This window comes from Psychrobacter sp. ANT_H56B (genome assembly GCF_008369245.1).
Lineage (GTDB): Bacteria > Pseudomonadota > Gammaproteobacteria > Pseudomonadales > Moraxellaceae > Psychrobacter > Psychrobacter cryohalolentis.
Map to the genome: position 1 here is coordinate 426,621 of NZ_VOBF01000001.1, position 15,301 is coordinate 441,921.

The window sequence follows — 15,301 nt, forward strand, 5'->3', positions numbered from 1 at the left end:
ATTGTTGCTTAAAATATAAACTTATGTAAACGACGTCCTGAATGAATAGTAATCACTTTTTGACACTAAAACAACACTTAAAACACTTTATTTCTTAATAATGACTGTTCAGTACATTTATCTAGACCTAAAGCAAACGAACAAAAATACAGAACAAATATTCATAAAGTAACTCATAAATTGTAATTTTAGCAAACTTAAATCTAATAGTTAGTAATTCTAGATTTTTAATTTAATACATAAAAAAACGACCCCTTAAGGATCGCTTTTAAAATTGTTAAAACAGTATTATTTAAAGTAAAGGCATAAGCGCTTAGTTAAAATTTTGCTTGGCTTGATAAGATAATTTTACACCAAGAGCAAAGCCATCATTATCTTCAAAGTTACTGACAACAGTTTTACTAGGTATCTGACCTTGGGCATCACCAAACCACAGGTATTTACCACCAGCAGAAATAGCCCAGTTGTCGGTCAAATTATACTTTGCACCAAGACCAGCGCTATAGTAACCTTCAATAGGACCTAGTGACGTAACTGGATTGCCAGCACCACTGTCCCAGCCAACCGTACCGGTCACTGCTAATACTGGCGTTAGACGTTTAGCAAGACCTAATTCAACCTGCCACTGGTCTTTATCATAGCTAACCAAATCTAAACCTTCAGGAGGAATACCAGGCTGACCTGCTAATTTTTGGCTAGTCTCATTGTATAATGATGGTGTAATCGCAAAATCACTCCATGGTACCCAGCGTACTTTTGCTGTAGCTAGCATCGTAGGATTAATACCCGTTTGGAAATCAAAATTCACTGATTCAGGGGTAGTGATCTCAATATTATCGATTCTATTTGGCGAAAGACCAACTCTCTGAGCGAAAGGATAGATTTCTGCAGCCTGTGTATTATGCTCAATTTCTGAACGATACGTTAGAGCAGCTTGTAAGGCAATTTCAGGCTTACTGTAAGCGACACCAGCTAACCAGCCATAGTCCTGATCAGCACTGATATTGGTGCTATAACCATTAGCGATACTATAAGCAGTTCCACGCAATTTCACATTGGCTTTCACACGTTGAGCTACTGGACCACCATATACCTGGAAGTTCTTATTTTCGCCAAGTTTTGCGCCAACAATGCCAGTGATGCTTTCAGTACGAACTTCAACATTGGTACCTTCACCATTTCTAGGTGAAAGAGGATTTTGATCTACAAAGTCATTCTTACCACTATAGTCAGCTGCTGCACCAAAAGGCTCGTCATATAAAACACCAACACTAAAAGTATCGTTGATATCCGCTTTTACACCATAACGAAAAAAGTCATAAGACTCAGCAATATCATCAATCTCTTTACCTGACGAATCTTTGCCAGTGACATCGCCATCAATATAGGTATAAACCGCTTCAGCATATACACCATTTTGTAAAAACGCTGTGATATCTTGACCTGAACGATCAAGACCTGCCGCACTCGCAACACTAGCAATAGAAAGAGTAGCAATAGCTACCGTGAGGGTTTTAAGATTAAAATTTGCGCCCATTGTGTATCTCCAAACATCCACGTTGTTTACCGCTATCCCGAACTTTGTTAGGTAGACGGTACTTAAGGTGAAGGATACTAATGTTTTTAGTACACTAAAACAACATTATTTCTCTAATATGACTGGATAGTCACTGCACAGTATATTTATCCGAAAATACATATATAAATTCATTCAAAATAATTCAGTTAGTCGCTGTTTATGTATGGCATATTATGGTTAATAATGGGGTGGTCTGTCTGCCATAACGTCAAAAGGTGCCACGCCTGCTTCTTCATCTTGGCTTTCAACTTGTTTATAAATAAATTGTAATTGTCGTTGTAGCGTTTGGATATGTTTGTCTTGACGAGTAATGACGTCGTCAAGGCGTTCTACGGTCAACTCAAGATGAGACATATTCATCTGCAGTTCAACTAACTGTAATTGTAAATCAGCTTGTGTGGCTAAGCTGTCGGTATGCGGATTGAATACACTGTTATTTTTTGGATTTGCTTCATTCATATTTTTCTCAATACTAGATGCTATGGCTAACGATGGCTAAAGCCTTGATAAGATGTTCTACATTGCTTGATAAATTAACCGTCATAAAATCGTGCTGATAAATCCATTTACGCACGCTACAGTTACGTGGCAGCATGTTATACTGCTGCAAATTTTGCAACAACCCCTACCTCACTATTATATAAGCTTAAGATACTCTATGGCACTGATACATTTAAAAGATATTCACTTAGCCTTTGGCGTCGCTCCTGTCCTTGATGGTATTGACTTTGCTATCGATTCAGGCGAGCGCGTGTGTTTAATTGGTCGCAATGGCGAAGGCAAATCCACCTTATTTAAACTGATTAATGGCACATTGTTGCCTGATAGCGGCGAAGTTATTATTAATAATAGTGTACGCGTCGCTATGCTCGAGCAGGATGTACCTGAAACCAGCGGTAGAATTTTAGATATCGTTATGGGTGGCAGCAAACGCACTGCCGAGCTGCTGATTAACTATAATGCGCAAACTGATTTATGTGCCAATGGTGACATGGATGCCTGCGAGCGTATGGCAGACTTGCAGCATGATATCGATGCGGTACATGGTTGGGATTTAGAGCGCGAAGCAACACGTCTTATCACGACAATGGGTCTCGATCCAGACGATGACTTATCATCACTATCTGGTGGTCGTAAGCGCCGTGTTTTATTAGCACGCTCGTTAGTAACTAAACCTGATGTACTGCTTCTCGATGAACCGACTAACCATTTGGACGTTGATAGCATTGAGTGGCTTGAGCGCTTTTTATTAGATTGGCAAGGTCTGACATTATTGTTCGTTACCCATGATAGAGCGTTCGTAAATAAATTATCGACTCGTATCATTGAGCTTGACCGTGGTCAATTGACCAGCTATGACGTCACTCAAGGTGAAGGTGGCTATGCACGCTACCAAGAGCTAAAAGAGCTACAGTTACTAGCTGAAGAGAAGAATAATGCCAATTTTGATAAAAAATTGGCACAAGAAGAAGTTTGGATTCGCCAAGGTATCAAAGCACGCCGTACCCGTAACGAAGGTCGTGTGCGTGAGCTAAAAGCGTTGCGCGAAGAGCGTAGCGACCGCCGTGAGCAAGTCGGTAATGTCAATATTACCATGGGTCAAGGCGAGAAAAGCGGCAAGCTGGTCTGCAAAGTCAAAAATCTACACCTACAATATGATGACCATGTATTGGTCGACAATTTTAGTACGACCATCATGCGCGGTGACAAAATCGGTATCGTCGGTCCGAATGGCGCAGGTAAAACCACGCTTATCAAAGCCCTACTCGATATGTCAGACGATGATGTGATCAAAACAGGTAGCGTTGAATTAGGTACTAACTTAAAAATTGCTTTCTTTGATCAGTTGCGTGATCAGTTAGATTTGGAAGCCAGTGTGGCGCAAAACGTCTCAGAAGGCTCTGACTTCGTCGAAGTCGGTGGTCGTAAAACACACATTATGAGCTATTTGCAAGATTTCTTATTTGCGCCAGAGCGTGCCCGTACGCCCGTCAAAGCATTATCAGGTGGTGAGCGTAACCGCGTACTACTTGCTAAGCAATTATTAAAACCTGCTAATATCCTCGTACTCGATGAGCCAACCAATGACTTAGATATGGCGACACTTGAGCTACTAGAAGAATCAGTCGCCAGCTTTGGTGGTACGATTTTGCTCATTAGCCATGATCGCTCATTTATGGACAATGTCGTCACTTCTACTTGGGTATTTGATACTGATGAAGATGGTAAAGGGACCGTCAGCGAGTATGTCGGCGGCTATCAAGAGTATTTGGTACAAAAGAATCGCGAAGAAGCTTCTAAAGCAGCTAAATCTTCTAATAGTAATACTACTGCCAACAGCAAATCTGCCAATAAATCAGCGGCAGTAGCGAAACCTAATACTGCTGCTAAAAAGCTTAATTTCAATGACCAGCGTGAGCTTGATGCGTTACCAAAAGAGATTGCTGCTTTAGAAGCGGAACAAACGCAGCTAGAAGAAAAGCTAGCCGACGGTACTTGGTTTAATCAAGATTTTGATGCGGCAACAGCTGCTAGTGAGCGACTGCTTGCCATTGAAGATGAGATGATGATTAAGCTTGAACGCTGGAATACGCTTGAGAGCTAATCTAAATCTTTATGCACGTACTTATCATCATTTTATAATATAAAGTGGTGATAATAGCGTCACAGCGACTTACAAAGTAGTGATGTGCTGAAAGTTAGTGAACATTGTCGTAATTTCAAGTATCATTCGCTATTGCCAAATACCCTTATCATTTATAAGGTCATTATCTATAACATTTTTGTTGATATAAAGCTGTTATTAAACATTGATAGTTAAGGTGTTATGTCTTGATCACTTTGTTTAACGCTGAAGCGTGCCCTATTAAGGTTGCTTTATTTTTAACACAATAATTTATTTTATGACCAAAATAGCTTAGAATAGCAACAATTAGCAAAATTAGGCACAGCTAACGTGGCTTGATAATTGTTTCTATTCTAAGTCACAAACCCAGTGTGGGATAATCCCATTTCATTCACCTGGAGGAAGTATTAATGAGCCATGCCGAAGGCGTTAACGTACAACGCCGTAGAGTTCTGATTGCCTCGACTGCCGTAATTGGTGCAGCTGGGGTAGCTGCTGTGGCAACACCTTTTGTTCGCTCTTGGACCCCAAGTGCTAAAGCTGAAGCTGCTGGTGCAGCAGTGACCCAAGATATTGGTTCTATCGAAGCAGGACAAATGATTGTTGTCAAATATCGTGGCAAACCCATCTTTGTGGTTAAGCGTACTGAAGAGATGCTGACGTTGCTTGAGTCAGTAAAGCCATTATTGTCTGACCCTGATTCTAGTGCCTCTTTGCAACCTGAGTACTGTAAAAATCCTGAACGCTCTATCTCACCAGAAGTATTGGTGGTAGAAGGCGTCTGTACACATTTAGGTTGTGCACCAAACTACCGTCCCGATGTTGGCGCAGCCGATTTAGGTGGTAATGACTGGTATGGCGGGTTTTTCTGCCCATGTCATGGCTCTAAATACGATTTAGCGGGTCGCGTTTATAGTGGCGTACCTGCACCGCTTAACTTACCTATCCCAGAGTACAACATGGATGGTACCATCTTGACGATTGGGGAGGCTTAATATGAGCATGGGTAAAAAGTTAATGCATTGGGTAGACGCGCGCTTTCCTGCGACTGAAACCTACGAATATCATATGTCAAAGTACTATGCACCAAAGAACTTTAACTTTTGGTACTTCTTTGGCGTGTTATCAATGGTGGTACTGGTCAATCAGTTAGTCACTGGTATTTGGCTGACGATGATGTATAACCCAAGTGCCGAAGGGGCATTTGCGTCTGTTGAATATATCATGCGTGATGTTAAGGGCGGTTGGCTCATCCGTTATATGCACTCAACCGGCGCATCTGCGTTCTTCGTGGTTGTTTACTTGCATATGTTCAGAGCCTTGCTATATGGTTCATACCAAAAACCGCGTGAGCTGATTTGGCTTATCGGTATGGGTATTTACTTAGCATTGATGGCAGAAGGTTTCTTTGGTTACCTACTTCCTTGGGGCAATATGTCATTCTGGGGTGCTCAGGTTATTCTAAACCTACCTGCGGCTCTGCCTGTGATTGGCGATGGTCTTGCTGAGTGGGTTCGTGGCGATTACATTATTTCAGGTATCACGCTAAACCGCTTCTTTGCTCTACACGTTGTGGCGATTCCGCTTGTACTTGTCGGCTTAGTCTTTATGCATTTAGTGGCACTGCATCATGTGGGTTCAAACAACCCTGATGGTATTGACATTAAGAAGCTAAAAGACAAAAACGGTGTGCCATTAGATGGTATCGAATTCCATCCGTACTACACCGTACACGATATGGTTGGTATTGTTGTCTTCTTTATCTTATTCTTTGCTGTGGTATTCTTCTTCCCAGAAGGCGGCGGCTTCTTCCTTGAGCCACCAAACTTTGAGACTGCCAACTCACTGAAAACACCAGCGCATATTGCACCGGTATGGTACTACACGCCTTTCTATGCCATCTTACGTGCCGTTCCTGATAAGCTTGGTGGTGTGATTGCGATGGGTGCTGCTATTGCCGTATTGTTCTTAATACCTTGGCTTGATAGATCGCCAGTACGCTCGATACGTTATAAAGGCATTTTATCTAAAATCGCTTTAACCGTGTTTGCTATTAGTTTCTTAGTATTGGGTTATTTAGGTGCGACACCTACCACCCCAACAGCAACTATAATGGCTCGTATCTTTACCATATTGTATTTCTTGTTCTTCTTATTGATGCCGTTTTACACTGCCATTGAGAAGTGTAAACAGCCACCAGAACGCGTTACCGGAGGTCACTAATGAGCACGCTAATTAAATCCCTAGCAGGTTTGGGCTTAGGCGCGGCATTAACTTTGACTGCTGGTAGCGCTCTAGCAGCAGGTAGTGGCTGCGGTACGTTTACCAATGCTGAGGGTATTGTAGAGCATTTGGCTTGTAGTACAGCGCCTATTGATTTTACCAATAAGGGCTCACTACAAAACGGTGCTAAGACGTTTATGAACTACTGTGCTGGGTGTCACTCAGCCAAGTACGTTCGTCACTCACGCATCGCTAAAGATTTAGAGATTCCACCTGAGCTGGTCGAAAAGTATTTGATGGTGACGACCGATCAGATCGGTGATCATATCGATGCTGAGATTGACCCTGAAGTACAAGCCTCATGGTTTGGCGCGGCTCCTCCAGATTTGTCGCTTGAAACCAGACTGCGCGGCGATGATTGGGTTTACACTTACCTATTGTCTTTTTACGAAGATCCAAGCCGTCCTTGGGGTGCTAATAACTTAGTCCTCGCAAATGCGGCAATGCCTCACGTTTTACATAACATGCAAGAAGAGCTGAGTCAGGAAGAGTTCGAATCTGAAGTAGGTGACTTGGTTAACTTTATGGCATGGATGGCAGAACCTGTTCGTCATGACCGTAAAGTGATTGGTTTCTTTGTGATTTTATTCTTACTTGTCTTATTGATTCCAGTTTACTTGCTTAATAAAGAATTCTGGAAAGATATCAAATAAGCGATATTGATAATCGAGCAAGATATTAGTATAAAAAAAGCACTGCTTCGGTAGTGCTTTTTTATGCTTTAAACATTTATAAATCAGCCACAAAAGCGAGCTAAGCGCCAAATTTTTAAGCGACAGTGTTTACGTACGCTACCTTGATAAACACAGCAACATTGTTTACGATGGCAGGCTTTACTATTAACATTAGGCTTTCATGATTGATGCGAATGACATTCCAAGTAGTCAGCTAATTTTATACGCTGATGACGGCTACGACAGTCATGTGGTGCGCCTATTGCTTGAAGAAAAAAAGCTCGCTTATTATTTATCACGTTTGCATTCTGAGCGTCCTGAGGATTTAACCGAGCTGAACCCTTATCATACTTTACCTGTCCTACAGCAGCGTGAGATTGCGCTTTATGAGATTAACGTTATCTTTGAGTACCTTGAAGAGCGTTATCATGCCAATAAGCTCTTGCCTGAAACGCCACAAGAGCGGGCACAATTTCGCCAGTTAGCATGGCGTATTCAGCGCGATTGGCTCTCACTCGGTAAGCGATTGCTTATGCATCCAGACAGCTTTAATAAAGCCCAAGCGGTTATGGCTAGAAAACAGCTGAGCGATTCGCTCATCACTATATCACCATTATTTGCGCACAAGTCTTACTTTATGGCAGATGAGTTTGGCTGGTGTGATGTGCTGCTAGCACCTTTATTATGGCGATTGGAAGAGATGGACATTGAGCTACCACGTGCTATCAGCCGCCCTCTGTTTGACTATCAAAAACGGGTCTTTGAGCGAGATAGCTTTCAAAAAAGCGTGCGTTAATTAGACAACAGTCAAATGCTGCCTTAGAATAACAAATAATGAAGCGCAAATGAATTTCTGTAAATAATCTTTTGCCGCTGATACCTTTTAACCCTTACTTAATACTGTCAATATAGGAAGCCAAAGATGAGCGAAGAAACCACATCTATTACTCCAACACGTCCTTATATGGTGCGTGCCTTGTACCAATGGATAGAAGACAATGCGCTTACGCCGTATCTGATGGTCGATGCAACCGCCAATAATGTTCAAATTCCAAAAGAGCATGTGCAAGATGGTCGTATCGTGCTCAATATTGCCAGCCGTGCCACTGGTAATATGAGTATGGAGAATGACTACATTCATTTTAGTGCGCGATTTGGCGGTGTATCACAAGAGATCTGGGTACCGCTCACAGCAGTGCTGGGTATTTATGCAAAAGAGAACTCTCAAGGGATGTTTTTCGATCCCAATGAATATGACAATTATGTGCCTGAAGACGATGCCGTTGCGAGTAGCAGCTCTAAAACAAACGTAGCAGCTCCTAAGCCCAAACGTGATAATAAAGCCGGCTTAAAAGTATTAAAATAACAAAATATATCGCATAAAAAAGCTGAGCATATTAAATATGTTCAGCTTTTTTTATTGTCAGCCCAAAAGTGGTGATGACCTTAAACGATTAGGTTCTTGGTAAGGTAACACCGCGCTGTCCTTGGTATTTACCACCACGATCTTTATAACTCGTCTCACAGACATCATCAGCATCACTTTGGAAAAATAGCATTTGCGCAACGCCTTCGCCGGCATAAATACGCGCAGGAAGATTGGTGGTATTACTAAACTCTAAAGTCACATGCCCTTCCCACTCAGGCTCAAGTGGTGTGACATTGACAATGATACCGCAGCGGGCATAGGTTGATTTACCAAGGCAAATAGTCAATACATCGCGTGGAATACGGAAATATTCCATCGTACGAGCCAATGCAAAAGAATTAGGCGGAATAATACACTCGTCACCAATGACATCAATAAAGCTTTTTTCGTCAAAGTTTTTAGGGTCTACAATTACTGAATGTACGTTGGTGAAAACTTTAAATTCAGGCGCGCAGCGTACATCATAACCATAGCTTGAGGTACCGTAACTGACCAAACGCTCACCAGCATCATTAAAACGTACTTGACCGGCTTCAAACGGCTCAATCATGCCATGTTCTTGAGCCATTTTACGAATCCAGCGGTCAGACTTGATAGACATTGTTATTCCTTAGCAGATATAAAATAAAACTTATAATATGAATGGTATTTTGATAGCGACGATTATACGGAATTGAGCGCTCAATTTATAGGCTTGGCTACGTTTAAAATAAATCTCTAGTCAAAATGATAATCGCCTACCATTTTGCATAATGATCTTCTGCCAGTCCCATCACATTATCAAGCTTAATCACCTCTTGTTTGATTCTAATCTCACCATTATAAAAACCAAGCCATTGTTCAAAAATACTGGCAACGATACCAAAGTTATCGGTCTTCTTATAAACCGTGATAGAGGTAAAGGTTAAATCAATATCAACATTGCTCCAGCCAAGGTTTTGATGATAGATATGCCAAGGCTGCGGTGTGTCATCTAACCTATTAGCAACAGTGTCTTGCTGATTGGGTGGCAAATTTAGAGTATCACGAAGAAACATGACAGGCGGTAAATAACATATCTGCCCATCTAGCCAGCACGCATTTTCACTAGCGCCCATTTCATTAACACCCATCGATAAGTTCAATGTGAAATGACGACCATCTGGCAAATAACTATTGATACAGCTCCAAAACCAATTGGTCTCATGACGCATATATCCAAGTGTCCAATCGAGATTGGCAATAGTGTCATCATTGAATGATATTTGCTGAGCTTGTTGTCCATTATTAAACGTTGAATTGGCCTTAATAGCTAAGTGACCTACGATTTTGGTAAGCGGCTCTTTTTGCGTAAAAGTCCAGCCACGCCTGCCAGTCGGTGTGCAGACCGCCAATGGCTGCGACTGCCGCTGTAACGTTGCTTCAATAGCCAGATACTGACTGTCTAACACAACGTTGACTTGTGGCGGGGTAAAATCCAACGTCAATGTCAGCTTTTTATGTCTAAATGCCATCTGCCCTTGATAGCAACTACCCTCTAAACGCGTATCAAGCGTCAAAGGCTGCAAGGCTTCACACACCTCTATCTCGTTTGTTTCATCATTACAAAGATAAACAAAAGCACTGGTCGCAAGCTTAATAGTCGCCAGTGCCAAGCAGACTCGATAAGGTGGTTGAATGATTTGAATAAAGCAGAATTGGTTGGCTTTTAAATCTTTACGCCAATTGGGCAGAGATTTCTGTGAGATAAGGTGACTGTGATAATCTAAATAGTTGATGTTTTTAACTTGGGCAAAAATACCAGAATGAGGCTGACCATTTTGGATTAGTTGGTCGAGCACCGCCGGTTTCAACTTGTTAGAGATATCAGACAAAGGTTGATGATTGTTTTGAGTCATAATGGTGGCATCCTAGCCAAATTTATACCAAGAGTTAAGCAGTTTGTTATGTAATGGCTATTGTTTGCTACTAACTTAGTATAATAGCAAACAATAGCTCATTAAAAATAAAAACGCTGTGATTCTTAGTAGGAAACTATAACCATTAAAAAATACGCTTATCATTAACCGGTTTGGCAAACTTATTAATATTGGTTTCAATATTTTTGGCAATACTCAGATAGTAAGACGCAAACTCATCATCTACCAATACGCTTGGCTCACCTTTATCTACCTGTGCACGAATAGCACTTGCCAGTGGAAGCTGTCCTAATAGCGGCACCTGATATTGCTCAGCGATCTTTTCGCCGCCGCCCGTACCAAAGATAGCTTCAGTATGATTGCAGTTACTACAAGTGTGCAGCGCCATATTTTCAACCACGCCAAGCACAGGAATATTGGTTTTATTAAACATCTCAATGCCTTTTTGGGCATCAAGTAACGCAATATGCTGCGGCGTCGTCACAATGACAGCGCCCGTCACCGGAATACGCTGAGCAAGGGTAAGCTGAATATCACCGGTGCCTGGTGGCATATCAATAACTAAGTAATCTAACTGTGGCCAATTGGTTTGATTATATAGCTGCATCAACGCGCCGGTCGCTTTTGGACCGCGCCATGCGATAGGCGTATTATCACCATCAAGCAAGCTGCCAATCGATAACATCGCTAGTCCATGCGCATTGATAGGCACAAACTGCTCATTTTCAAGCTCAGGTCTGACACTATTCACACCTAGCATCGCTGGCATACTGGGTCCATAAATATCAGCATCTAATACACCAACGCGGTTGCCGAGCTTTTGTAATGCCAAGGCGATATTGACAGTAGTGGTTGATTTTCCCACGCCGCCCTTACCAGAGGCAACGACAATGATATGACGAATACGCGGATGAGCGGACAACGACGCTTGGGTAGGAGCTTGCTTAGTGATAGGTGGTTCAGCATTTACCGTACTATCATCGCTCTTGGCAACAGGTTTACTATGACTATCCATCGCATTGGTGGTTTTTGGCATTGCTTTTGGCAAACTTGAGCCTTCACCTTTCATCGGCGCTGGTATCCGAACATTCATATGAATGCTTTGAATACCATGCGGCTGTAATAACTGCCCAAGCGCTTGCTGAATGGCCTCAGGATCGCTTTCATGTGGCAGACGCAACTCTAATGTCAGCTCACCACCATTACGCTCAAGCCCAGTGACCATCGTAGCAATACTGCTATCCCCAACATGATAACCCAGCAATACTTTATCAACAGCGCTATCAAGCGCAGCTTTCTGCTCTGGAGTTTCCTTTTGTGCGGTGGGTTTTTTCTTCATAAAATTAAACATAGCGACCGTGACTGCCTATACAAGTGGGTTGGTATGCTAAAAAGTATTATTAATACTATAACGAGAATAATTAACGATAGAAGCCATAAGCTTTTTAGCCAAACCTTTTATCGTGTCAGTGTAGCTCAATTGCAAGCATAAAAAAACCATGATGCCAGTAAGACAGCATTTTGCGTACAGCTTTGAGCCTACGGTATCATTGATATCAAATAACATAGATGAATTACTTTATGACACGAGACAAGGATGAGTTTGTTTAATACAAAAGGCAAGCTCGCAGCTTATCATCACCACAGACATCATACTCATTACCAGTACCAGTACCAGTACCAGTACCAGTACCAGTGCCAGTACCAGTGACACTATGGAATCACCGCGAACACAGCACGAGGGAATACCGAAGCAAGCGTCCCCTGAATATCGGTATCTATATACACAAATATCGTCGAGCGATTGGGCAGCTGCTCTAATAACTGCCAAGCAAGTTTGGGTTTAATCAGCGCGATGATATCAGCGATATCTATAGGACGTAACGTCTACAGCGCATCAATCGCGCTTAAAATCTTGTCTTTCAATAGTATCGCTTAACTTTATTGATATGCCTTTATTATTCATCACTTTATCCCTGCGCCCAAGATAGCCCAACGAGTGCTCATAAAAAAGAGCCAACATCATTGGCTCTGATCAATATAAAACTAAACCCTAGTCGATTGGTCTTTTCTAGCAAGCTCATAGCAATTAAGCTGACTGATCAAACAAGTTCTTAATTCGTACTATTAATTCATAAACCAGCCATGGCTTGCGACAATCGATTGTCCGGTAAAGACATTGCTTGGAAATGCAGCCAAAAATAAAGCCAGTTGAGCAATATCATCAACCGTAGTAAATTCTTTATCAACCGTATTAACGAGCATAATATCGTTCACTACTGACTCTTCGCTAATGCCTTTTTCAGCCGCTTGCTGAGGGATTTGTTTTTCGACTAAAGGCGTTTTGACAAACCCTGGGCATATCACATGCGAGCGTACATTATGGGCAGCGCCCTCTTTTGCCAATACGCGACATAGACCAAGTAAACCATGTTTGGCGGTGACGTAAGGTGCCTTAAATAATGAGGCTTCATGCGAATGTACAGAGCCCATATAAATCACTGTACCACCTTTGTCGTCTTTATACATATGCTGTATAGCAGCTTTGGTGGTCAAAAATGCACCATCTAAGTGAATAGCGAGCATTTTTTTCCAATCTTCAAACGCCATTTTATGGATGGGGTCAATGATTTGGATACCGGCGTTAGATACCAGAATATCAATACCGCCAAAGGTATCTACCAGTTTCTGAACACCGCCATTAACAGTGGTTTCAGACGTTACATCCATCGCAATTGCAAGGGCACGCCCGCCTGCTGCTTCAATAGCATCAACGGTTTTCTGAGCCGCTTCAAGATTAATATCTGCAATACCAACCGCTGCGCCTGCCTTCGCATAAGTTTCGGCGATATCACGTCCGATACCGCTGGCAGCGCCTGTGACCAATGCTACTTTGCCAGTCAAATCTTGTTGTAATTGGGTCGCCATATATTATCCTTAATAATAGGTGATGGTGCGTAGTGATAAGTAGTAATGAATGAAGCCTATAAATAAGCCACTAAAATATAGTGGCTATTAAAAAATTTACTAATCAGTATTTGAACTGTTAAGTGGTTTATCAAAGCTATTGAGCAATGCTCACTGGTGTTTTTTCTTGTAGCTCATCGAAGCTAACACCATCTGCTAACTCAACCAGTTTTAGACCATTATCAGTCACATCAAGTACCGCAAGCTCTGTGATAATACGATCAACAACGCCTTTCCCTGTCAGTGGTAATTCGCAATTGGCAAGGATTTTTGGCTCGCCGTGTTTATTAACTTGCTCCATGAGCACAATCACACGCTGTACGCCTGCGACCAAATCCATCGCGCCGCCCATGCCTTTAACCATTTTTTTGGGAATCATCCAGTTTGCCAAATCGCCTTGCTCTGAGACTTCCATCGCGCCCAGTATTGCAAGGTTGACATGACCGCCCCGAATCATCGCAAACGACTCTGAGCTACTAAAATAACTCGCACCTGATTCGGCAGTGACCGTTTGTTTACCTGCATTAATCAAATCTGCATCGACGTTTTCTGCAGTAGGAAACTCGCCAATACCTAATAAGCCGTTTTCTGACTGTAGCCAGACATCGACATCTTTAGGGATATAGTTTGCAACGAGTGTCGGTAGACCGATGCCTAAGTTAACATAATAACCGTCTTGTAACTCTTGTGCGGCACGCTGTGCCATCTGCTCTCTTGTCCATGCCATGGTAGCTTCCTTAATTTTTACGATATTCTATTACTATAAATTTAATAATTTATTAATTATGCTGTAATCGCAATGACTAAGCGCCTTCGACCACTTTAGTTGTCGTCTTTTCGATACGCTTTTCAGGGCTGCTGTTCAATACGATACGCTGCACAAAAATACCCGGCAGATGAATCTCATCAGGATTTAAGGTGCCAGTTTCTACAATTTCTTCAACTTCAACAATGGTAATCTTGCCCGCCATCGCACAGTCTGGGTTAAAATTACGAGCGGTTTTATTAAAGATTAAGTTGCCTGCCTTATCCGCTTTCTGCGCTTTGATTAAAGACACATCAGCGCGTAATGAATGTTCAAGCACATAAGTACGACCGTCAAATTCGCGGGTTTCTTTACCTTCAGCAACTAAGGTACCAACGCCGGTTGCGGTATAAAATGCCGGAATACCTGCACCACCTGAACGCAGTTTTTCTGCCAATGTCCCTTGCGGAGTCAGCTCAACTTCCAACTCGCCTGCCAAGTACTGGCGCTCAAACTCTTTATTTTCACCCACATAAGATGAGATCATTTTTTTAATTTGGCGCGTCTGTAATAACAATCCCAAGCCAAAGTCATCGACACCAGCGTTGTTACTGATGCACGTCAAATCTTCAACACCACTATCCCGCAATGCTTCGATTAACGCTTCAGGAATACCGCATAGACCAAAACCACCGATCGCCAGCGTTTGTCCGTCACGCACAACACCACTCAGCGCCGCTTCTGCGCTGTCATACACCTTTGATTGACTCATGCTTATCTCCTTGCACGTCTCATTTTTATTATTTACATTGATTCATTATAGGTTTTGCTTATTCAAGCAAACACTAGACTACCAATCGTTCTTACTTTTAAAGTAATACAATTTATATCACTATAAAATCTAGCGTACAGCTGTAATAACTTAACATATAATTCTAGCAGCGACTAGACAATAATATAAAGCGCGTACAAGGCAGCGCAGCTTGAGCAATATGGGTAAGGTCACCATCCTAATTGTCTAAAATAATGTTTGATAAAATACGTTAAATCGCCCGTTACGTTTAATTTTATTGACGTATTTCCCTATGCCCTGCATACTC

15 protein-coding genes are annotated in these 15,301 nt (G+C 42.0%); 6 read left to right on the top strand and 9 right to left on the bottom strand.

The features are described from left to right. Positions 1 to 313: 313 nt before the first annotated feature. Both FQ082_RS01680 and FQ082_RS01685 read right to left on the bottom strand, forming a co-directional pair. The gene (locus tag FQ082_RS01680) at positions 314 to 1,537 is read right to left on the bottom strand and encodes an OmpP1/FadL family transporter (RefSeq protein ID WP_011513906.1); all 1,224 of its coding nucleotides are present in this window, start codon (positions 1,535 to 1,537) and stop codon (positions 314 to 316) included. 219 nt (positions 1,538 to 1,756) lie between these two features. Then, positions 1,757 to 2,038 carry a SlyX family protein gene (locus tag FQ082_RS01685; protein ID WP_149491801.1) on the bottom strand — a complete coding sequence of 94 codons (282 nt, stop codon included), beginning with the start codon at positions 2,036 to 2,038 and terminating at the stop codon, positions 1,757 to 1,759. Positions 2,039 to 2,237: 199 nt separating this feature from the next. Here FQ082_RS01685 and FQ082_RS01690 point away from each other — a divergent pair, with 199 nt between their 5' ends. The 6 genes from FQ082_RS01690 (at position 2,238) to FQ082_RS01715 (ending at position 8,528) form a co-directional block, all read left to right on the top strand. Next, positions 2,238 to 4,184 carry an ATP-binding cassette domain-containing protein gene (locus tag FQ082_RS01690; protein WP_149491802.1) on the top strand — a complete coding sequence of 649 codons (1,947 nt, stop codon included), beginning with the start codon at positions 2,238 to 2,240 and terminating at the stop codon, positions 4,182 to 4,184. A 431-nt stretch (positions 4,185 to 4,615) separates the two neighbouring features. Continuing rightward, entirely contained in the window at positions 4,616 to 5,200 is a 585-nt protein-coding gene (petA, locus tag FQ082_RS01695; protein ID WP_011513909.1) for a ubiquinol-cytochrome c reductase iron-sulfur subunit, read from the top strand. 7 nt (positions 5,201 to 5,207) lie between these two features. Continuing rightward, positions 5,208 to 6,428, top strand: coding sequence for a cytochrome bc complex cytochrome b subunit (locus FQ082_RS01700; RefSeq protein WP_406626821.1), 1,221 nt, complete (start codon positions 5,208 to 5,210; stop codon positions 6,426 to 6,428). Beyond that, positions 6,428 to 7,141 carry a cytochrome c1 gene (locus tag FQ082_RS01705; RefSeq protein ID WP_011513911.1) on the top strand — a complete coding sequence of 238 codons (714 nt, stop codon included), beginning with the start codon at positions 6,428 to 6,430 and terminating at the stop codon, positions 7,139 to 7,141. The genes FQ082_RS01700 and FQ082_RS01705 overlap by 1 nt, the downstream gene beginning before the upstream one ends. A gap of 202 nt (positions 7,142 to 7,343) precedes the next feature. Further along, positions 7,344 to 7,958, top strand: a complete 615-nt coding sequence (locus FQ082_RS01710) for a glutathione S-transferase N-terminal domain-containing protein (RefSeq protein WP_020443723.1) — start codon at positions 7,344 to 7,346, stop codon at positions 7,956 to 7,958. Between the two features lie 126 nt (positions 7,959 to 8,084). Beyond that, a complete protein-coding gene (locus FQ082_RS01715; RefSeq protein WP_149491803.1) occupies positions 8,085 to 8,528 on the top strand; it encodes a ClpXP protease specificity-enhancing factor in 444 nt (147 codons plus the stop codon). Between the two features lie 88 nt (positions 8,529 to 8,616). Here the strand turns inward: FQ082_RS01715 and dcd are convergent, their stop codons facing one another. From dcd to FQ082_RS01750, 7 genes are all read right to left on the bottom strand, one after another. Next, on the bottom strand, positions 8,617 to 9,192 hold the full coding sequence (dcd, locus tag FQ082_RS01720) for a dCTP deaminase (protein WP_020443725.1): 576 nt from the start codon (positions 9,190 to 9,192) through the stop codon (positions 8,617 to 8,619). 136 nt (positions 9,193 to 9,328) lie between these two features. Continuing rightward, positions 9,329 to 10,468: a DUF2804 domain-containing protein gene (locus FQ082_RS01725; RefSeq protein ID WP_149491804.1), complete on the bottom strand. Its 1,140-nt coding sequence runs from the start codon at positions 10,466 to 10,468 to the stop codon at positions 9,329 to 9,331. Between the two features lie 145 nt (positions 10,469 to 10,613). Continuing rightward, the gene (gene apbC / locus FQ082_RS01730; protein WP_011513916.1) at positions 10,614 to 11,840 is read right to left on the bottom strand and encodes an iron-sulfur cluster carrier protein ApbC; all 1,227 of its coding nucleotides are present in this window, start codon (positions 11,838 to 11,840) and stop codon (positions 10,614 to 10,616) included. A gap of 228 nt (positions 11,841 to 12,068) precedes the next feature. Next, positions 12,069 to 12,320: a hypothetical protein gene (locus FQ082_RS01735; RefSeq protein ID WP_149491805.1), complete on the bottom strand. Its 252-nt coding sequence runs from the start codon at positions 12,318 to 12,320 to the stop codon at positions 12,069 to 12,071. A gap of 296 nt (positions 12,321 to 12,616) precedes the next feature. Then, positions 12,617 to 13,417, bottom strand: a complete 801-nt coding sequence (locus tag FQ082_RS01740; protein WP_149491806.1) for a 3-hydroxybutyrate dehydrogenase — start codon at positions 13,415 to 13,417, stop codon at positions 12,617 to 12,619. A gap of 136 nt (positions 13,418 to 13,553) precedes the next feature. Continuing rightward, entirely contained in the window at positions 13,554 to 14,183 is a 630-nt protein-coding gene (locus FQ082_RS01745) for a CoA transferase subunit B (protein ID WP_011513919.1), read from the bottom strand. 76 nt (positions 14,184 to 14,259) lie between these two features. After that, entirely contained in the window at positions 14,260 to 14,973 is a 714-nt protein-coding gene (locus FQ082_RS01750; protein WP_133104498.1) for a CoA transferase subunit A, read from the bottom strand. Between the last annotated feature and the right edge of the window lie 328 nt (positions 14,974 to 15,301).

What these genes read in the sequence shown, in the direction of transcription:
- dcd (WP_020443725.1), bottom strand. Translation starts at nt 9,192, where the DNA reads ATGTCTATCAAGTCTGACCGCTGGATTCGTAAAATGGCTCAAGAACAT.
- FQ082_RS01705 (WP_011513911.1), top strand. Translation starts at nt 6,428, where the DNA reads ATGAGCACGCTAATTAAATCCCTAGCAGGTTTGGGCTTAGGCGCGGCA.
- FQ082_RS01715 (WP_149491803.1), top strand. Translation starts at nt 8,085, where the DNA reads ATGAGCGAAGAAACCACATCTATTACTCCAACACGTCCTTATATGGTG.
- FQ082_RS01680 (WP_011513906.1), bottom strand. Translation starts at nt 1,537, where the DNA reads ATGGGCGCAAATTTTAATCTTAAAACCCTCACGGTAGCTATTGCTACT.
- FQ082_RS01745 (WP_011513919.1), bottom strand. Translation starts at nt 14,183, where the DNA reads ATGGCATGGACAAGAGAGCAGATGGCACAGCGTGCCGCACAAGAGTTA.
- petA (WP_011513909.1), top strand. Translation starts at nt 4,616, where the DNA reads ATGAGCCATGCCGAAGGCGTTAACGTACAACGCCGTAGAGTTCTGATT.
- FQ082_RS01740 (WP_149491806.1), bottom strand. Translation starts at nt 13,417, where the DNA reads ATGGCGACCCAATTACAACAAGATTTGACTGGCAAAGTAGCATTGGTC.
- FQ082_RS01690 (WP_149491802.1), top strand. Translation starts at nt 2,238, where the DNA reads ATGGCACTGATACATTTAAAAGATATTCACTTAGCCTTTGGCGTCGCT.
- FQ082_RS01700 (WP_406626821.1), top strand. Translation starts at nt 5,208, where the DNA reads ATGGGTAAAAAGTTAATGCATTGGGTAGACGCGCGCTTTCCTGCGACT.
- FQ082_RS01710 (WP_020443723.1), top strand. Translation starts at nt 7,344, where the DNA reads ATGATTGATGCGAATGACATTCCAAGTAGTCAGCTAATTTTATACGCT.
- FQ082_RS01750 (WP_133104498.1), bottom strand. Translation starts at nt 14,973, where the DNA reads ATGAGTCAATCAAAGGTGTATGACAGCGCAGAAGCGGCGCTGAGTGGT.
- FQ082_RS01685 (WP_149491801.1), bottom strand. Translation starts at nt 2,038, where the DNA reads ATGAATGAAGCAAATCCAAAAAATAACAGTGTATTCAATCCGCATACC.
- FQ082_RS01725 (WP_149491804.1), bottom strand. Translation starts at nt 10,468, where the DNA reads ATGACTCAAAACAATCATCAACCTTTGTCTGATATCTCTAACAAGTTG.
- apbC (WP_011513916.1), bottom strand. Translation starts at nt 11,840, where the DNA reads ATGTTTAATTTTATGAAGAAAAAACCCACCGCACAAAAGGAAACTCCA.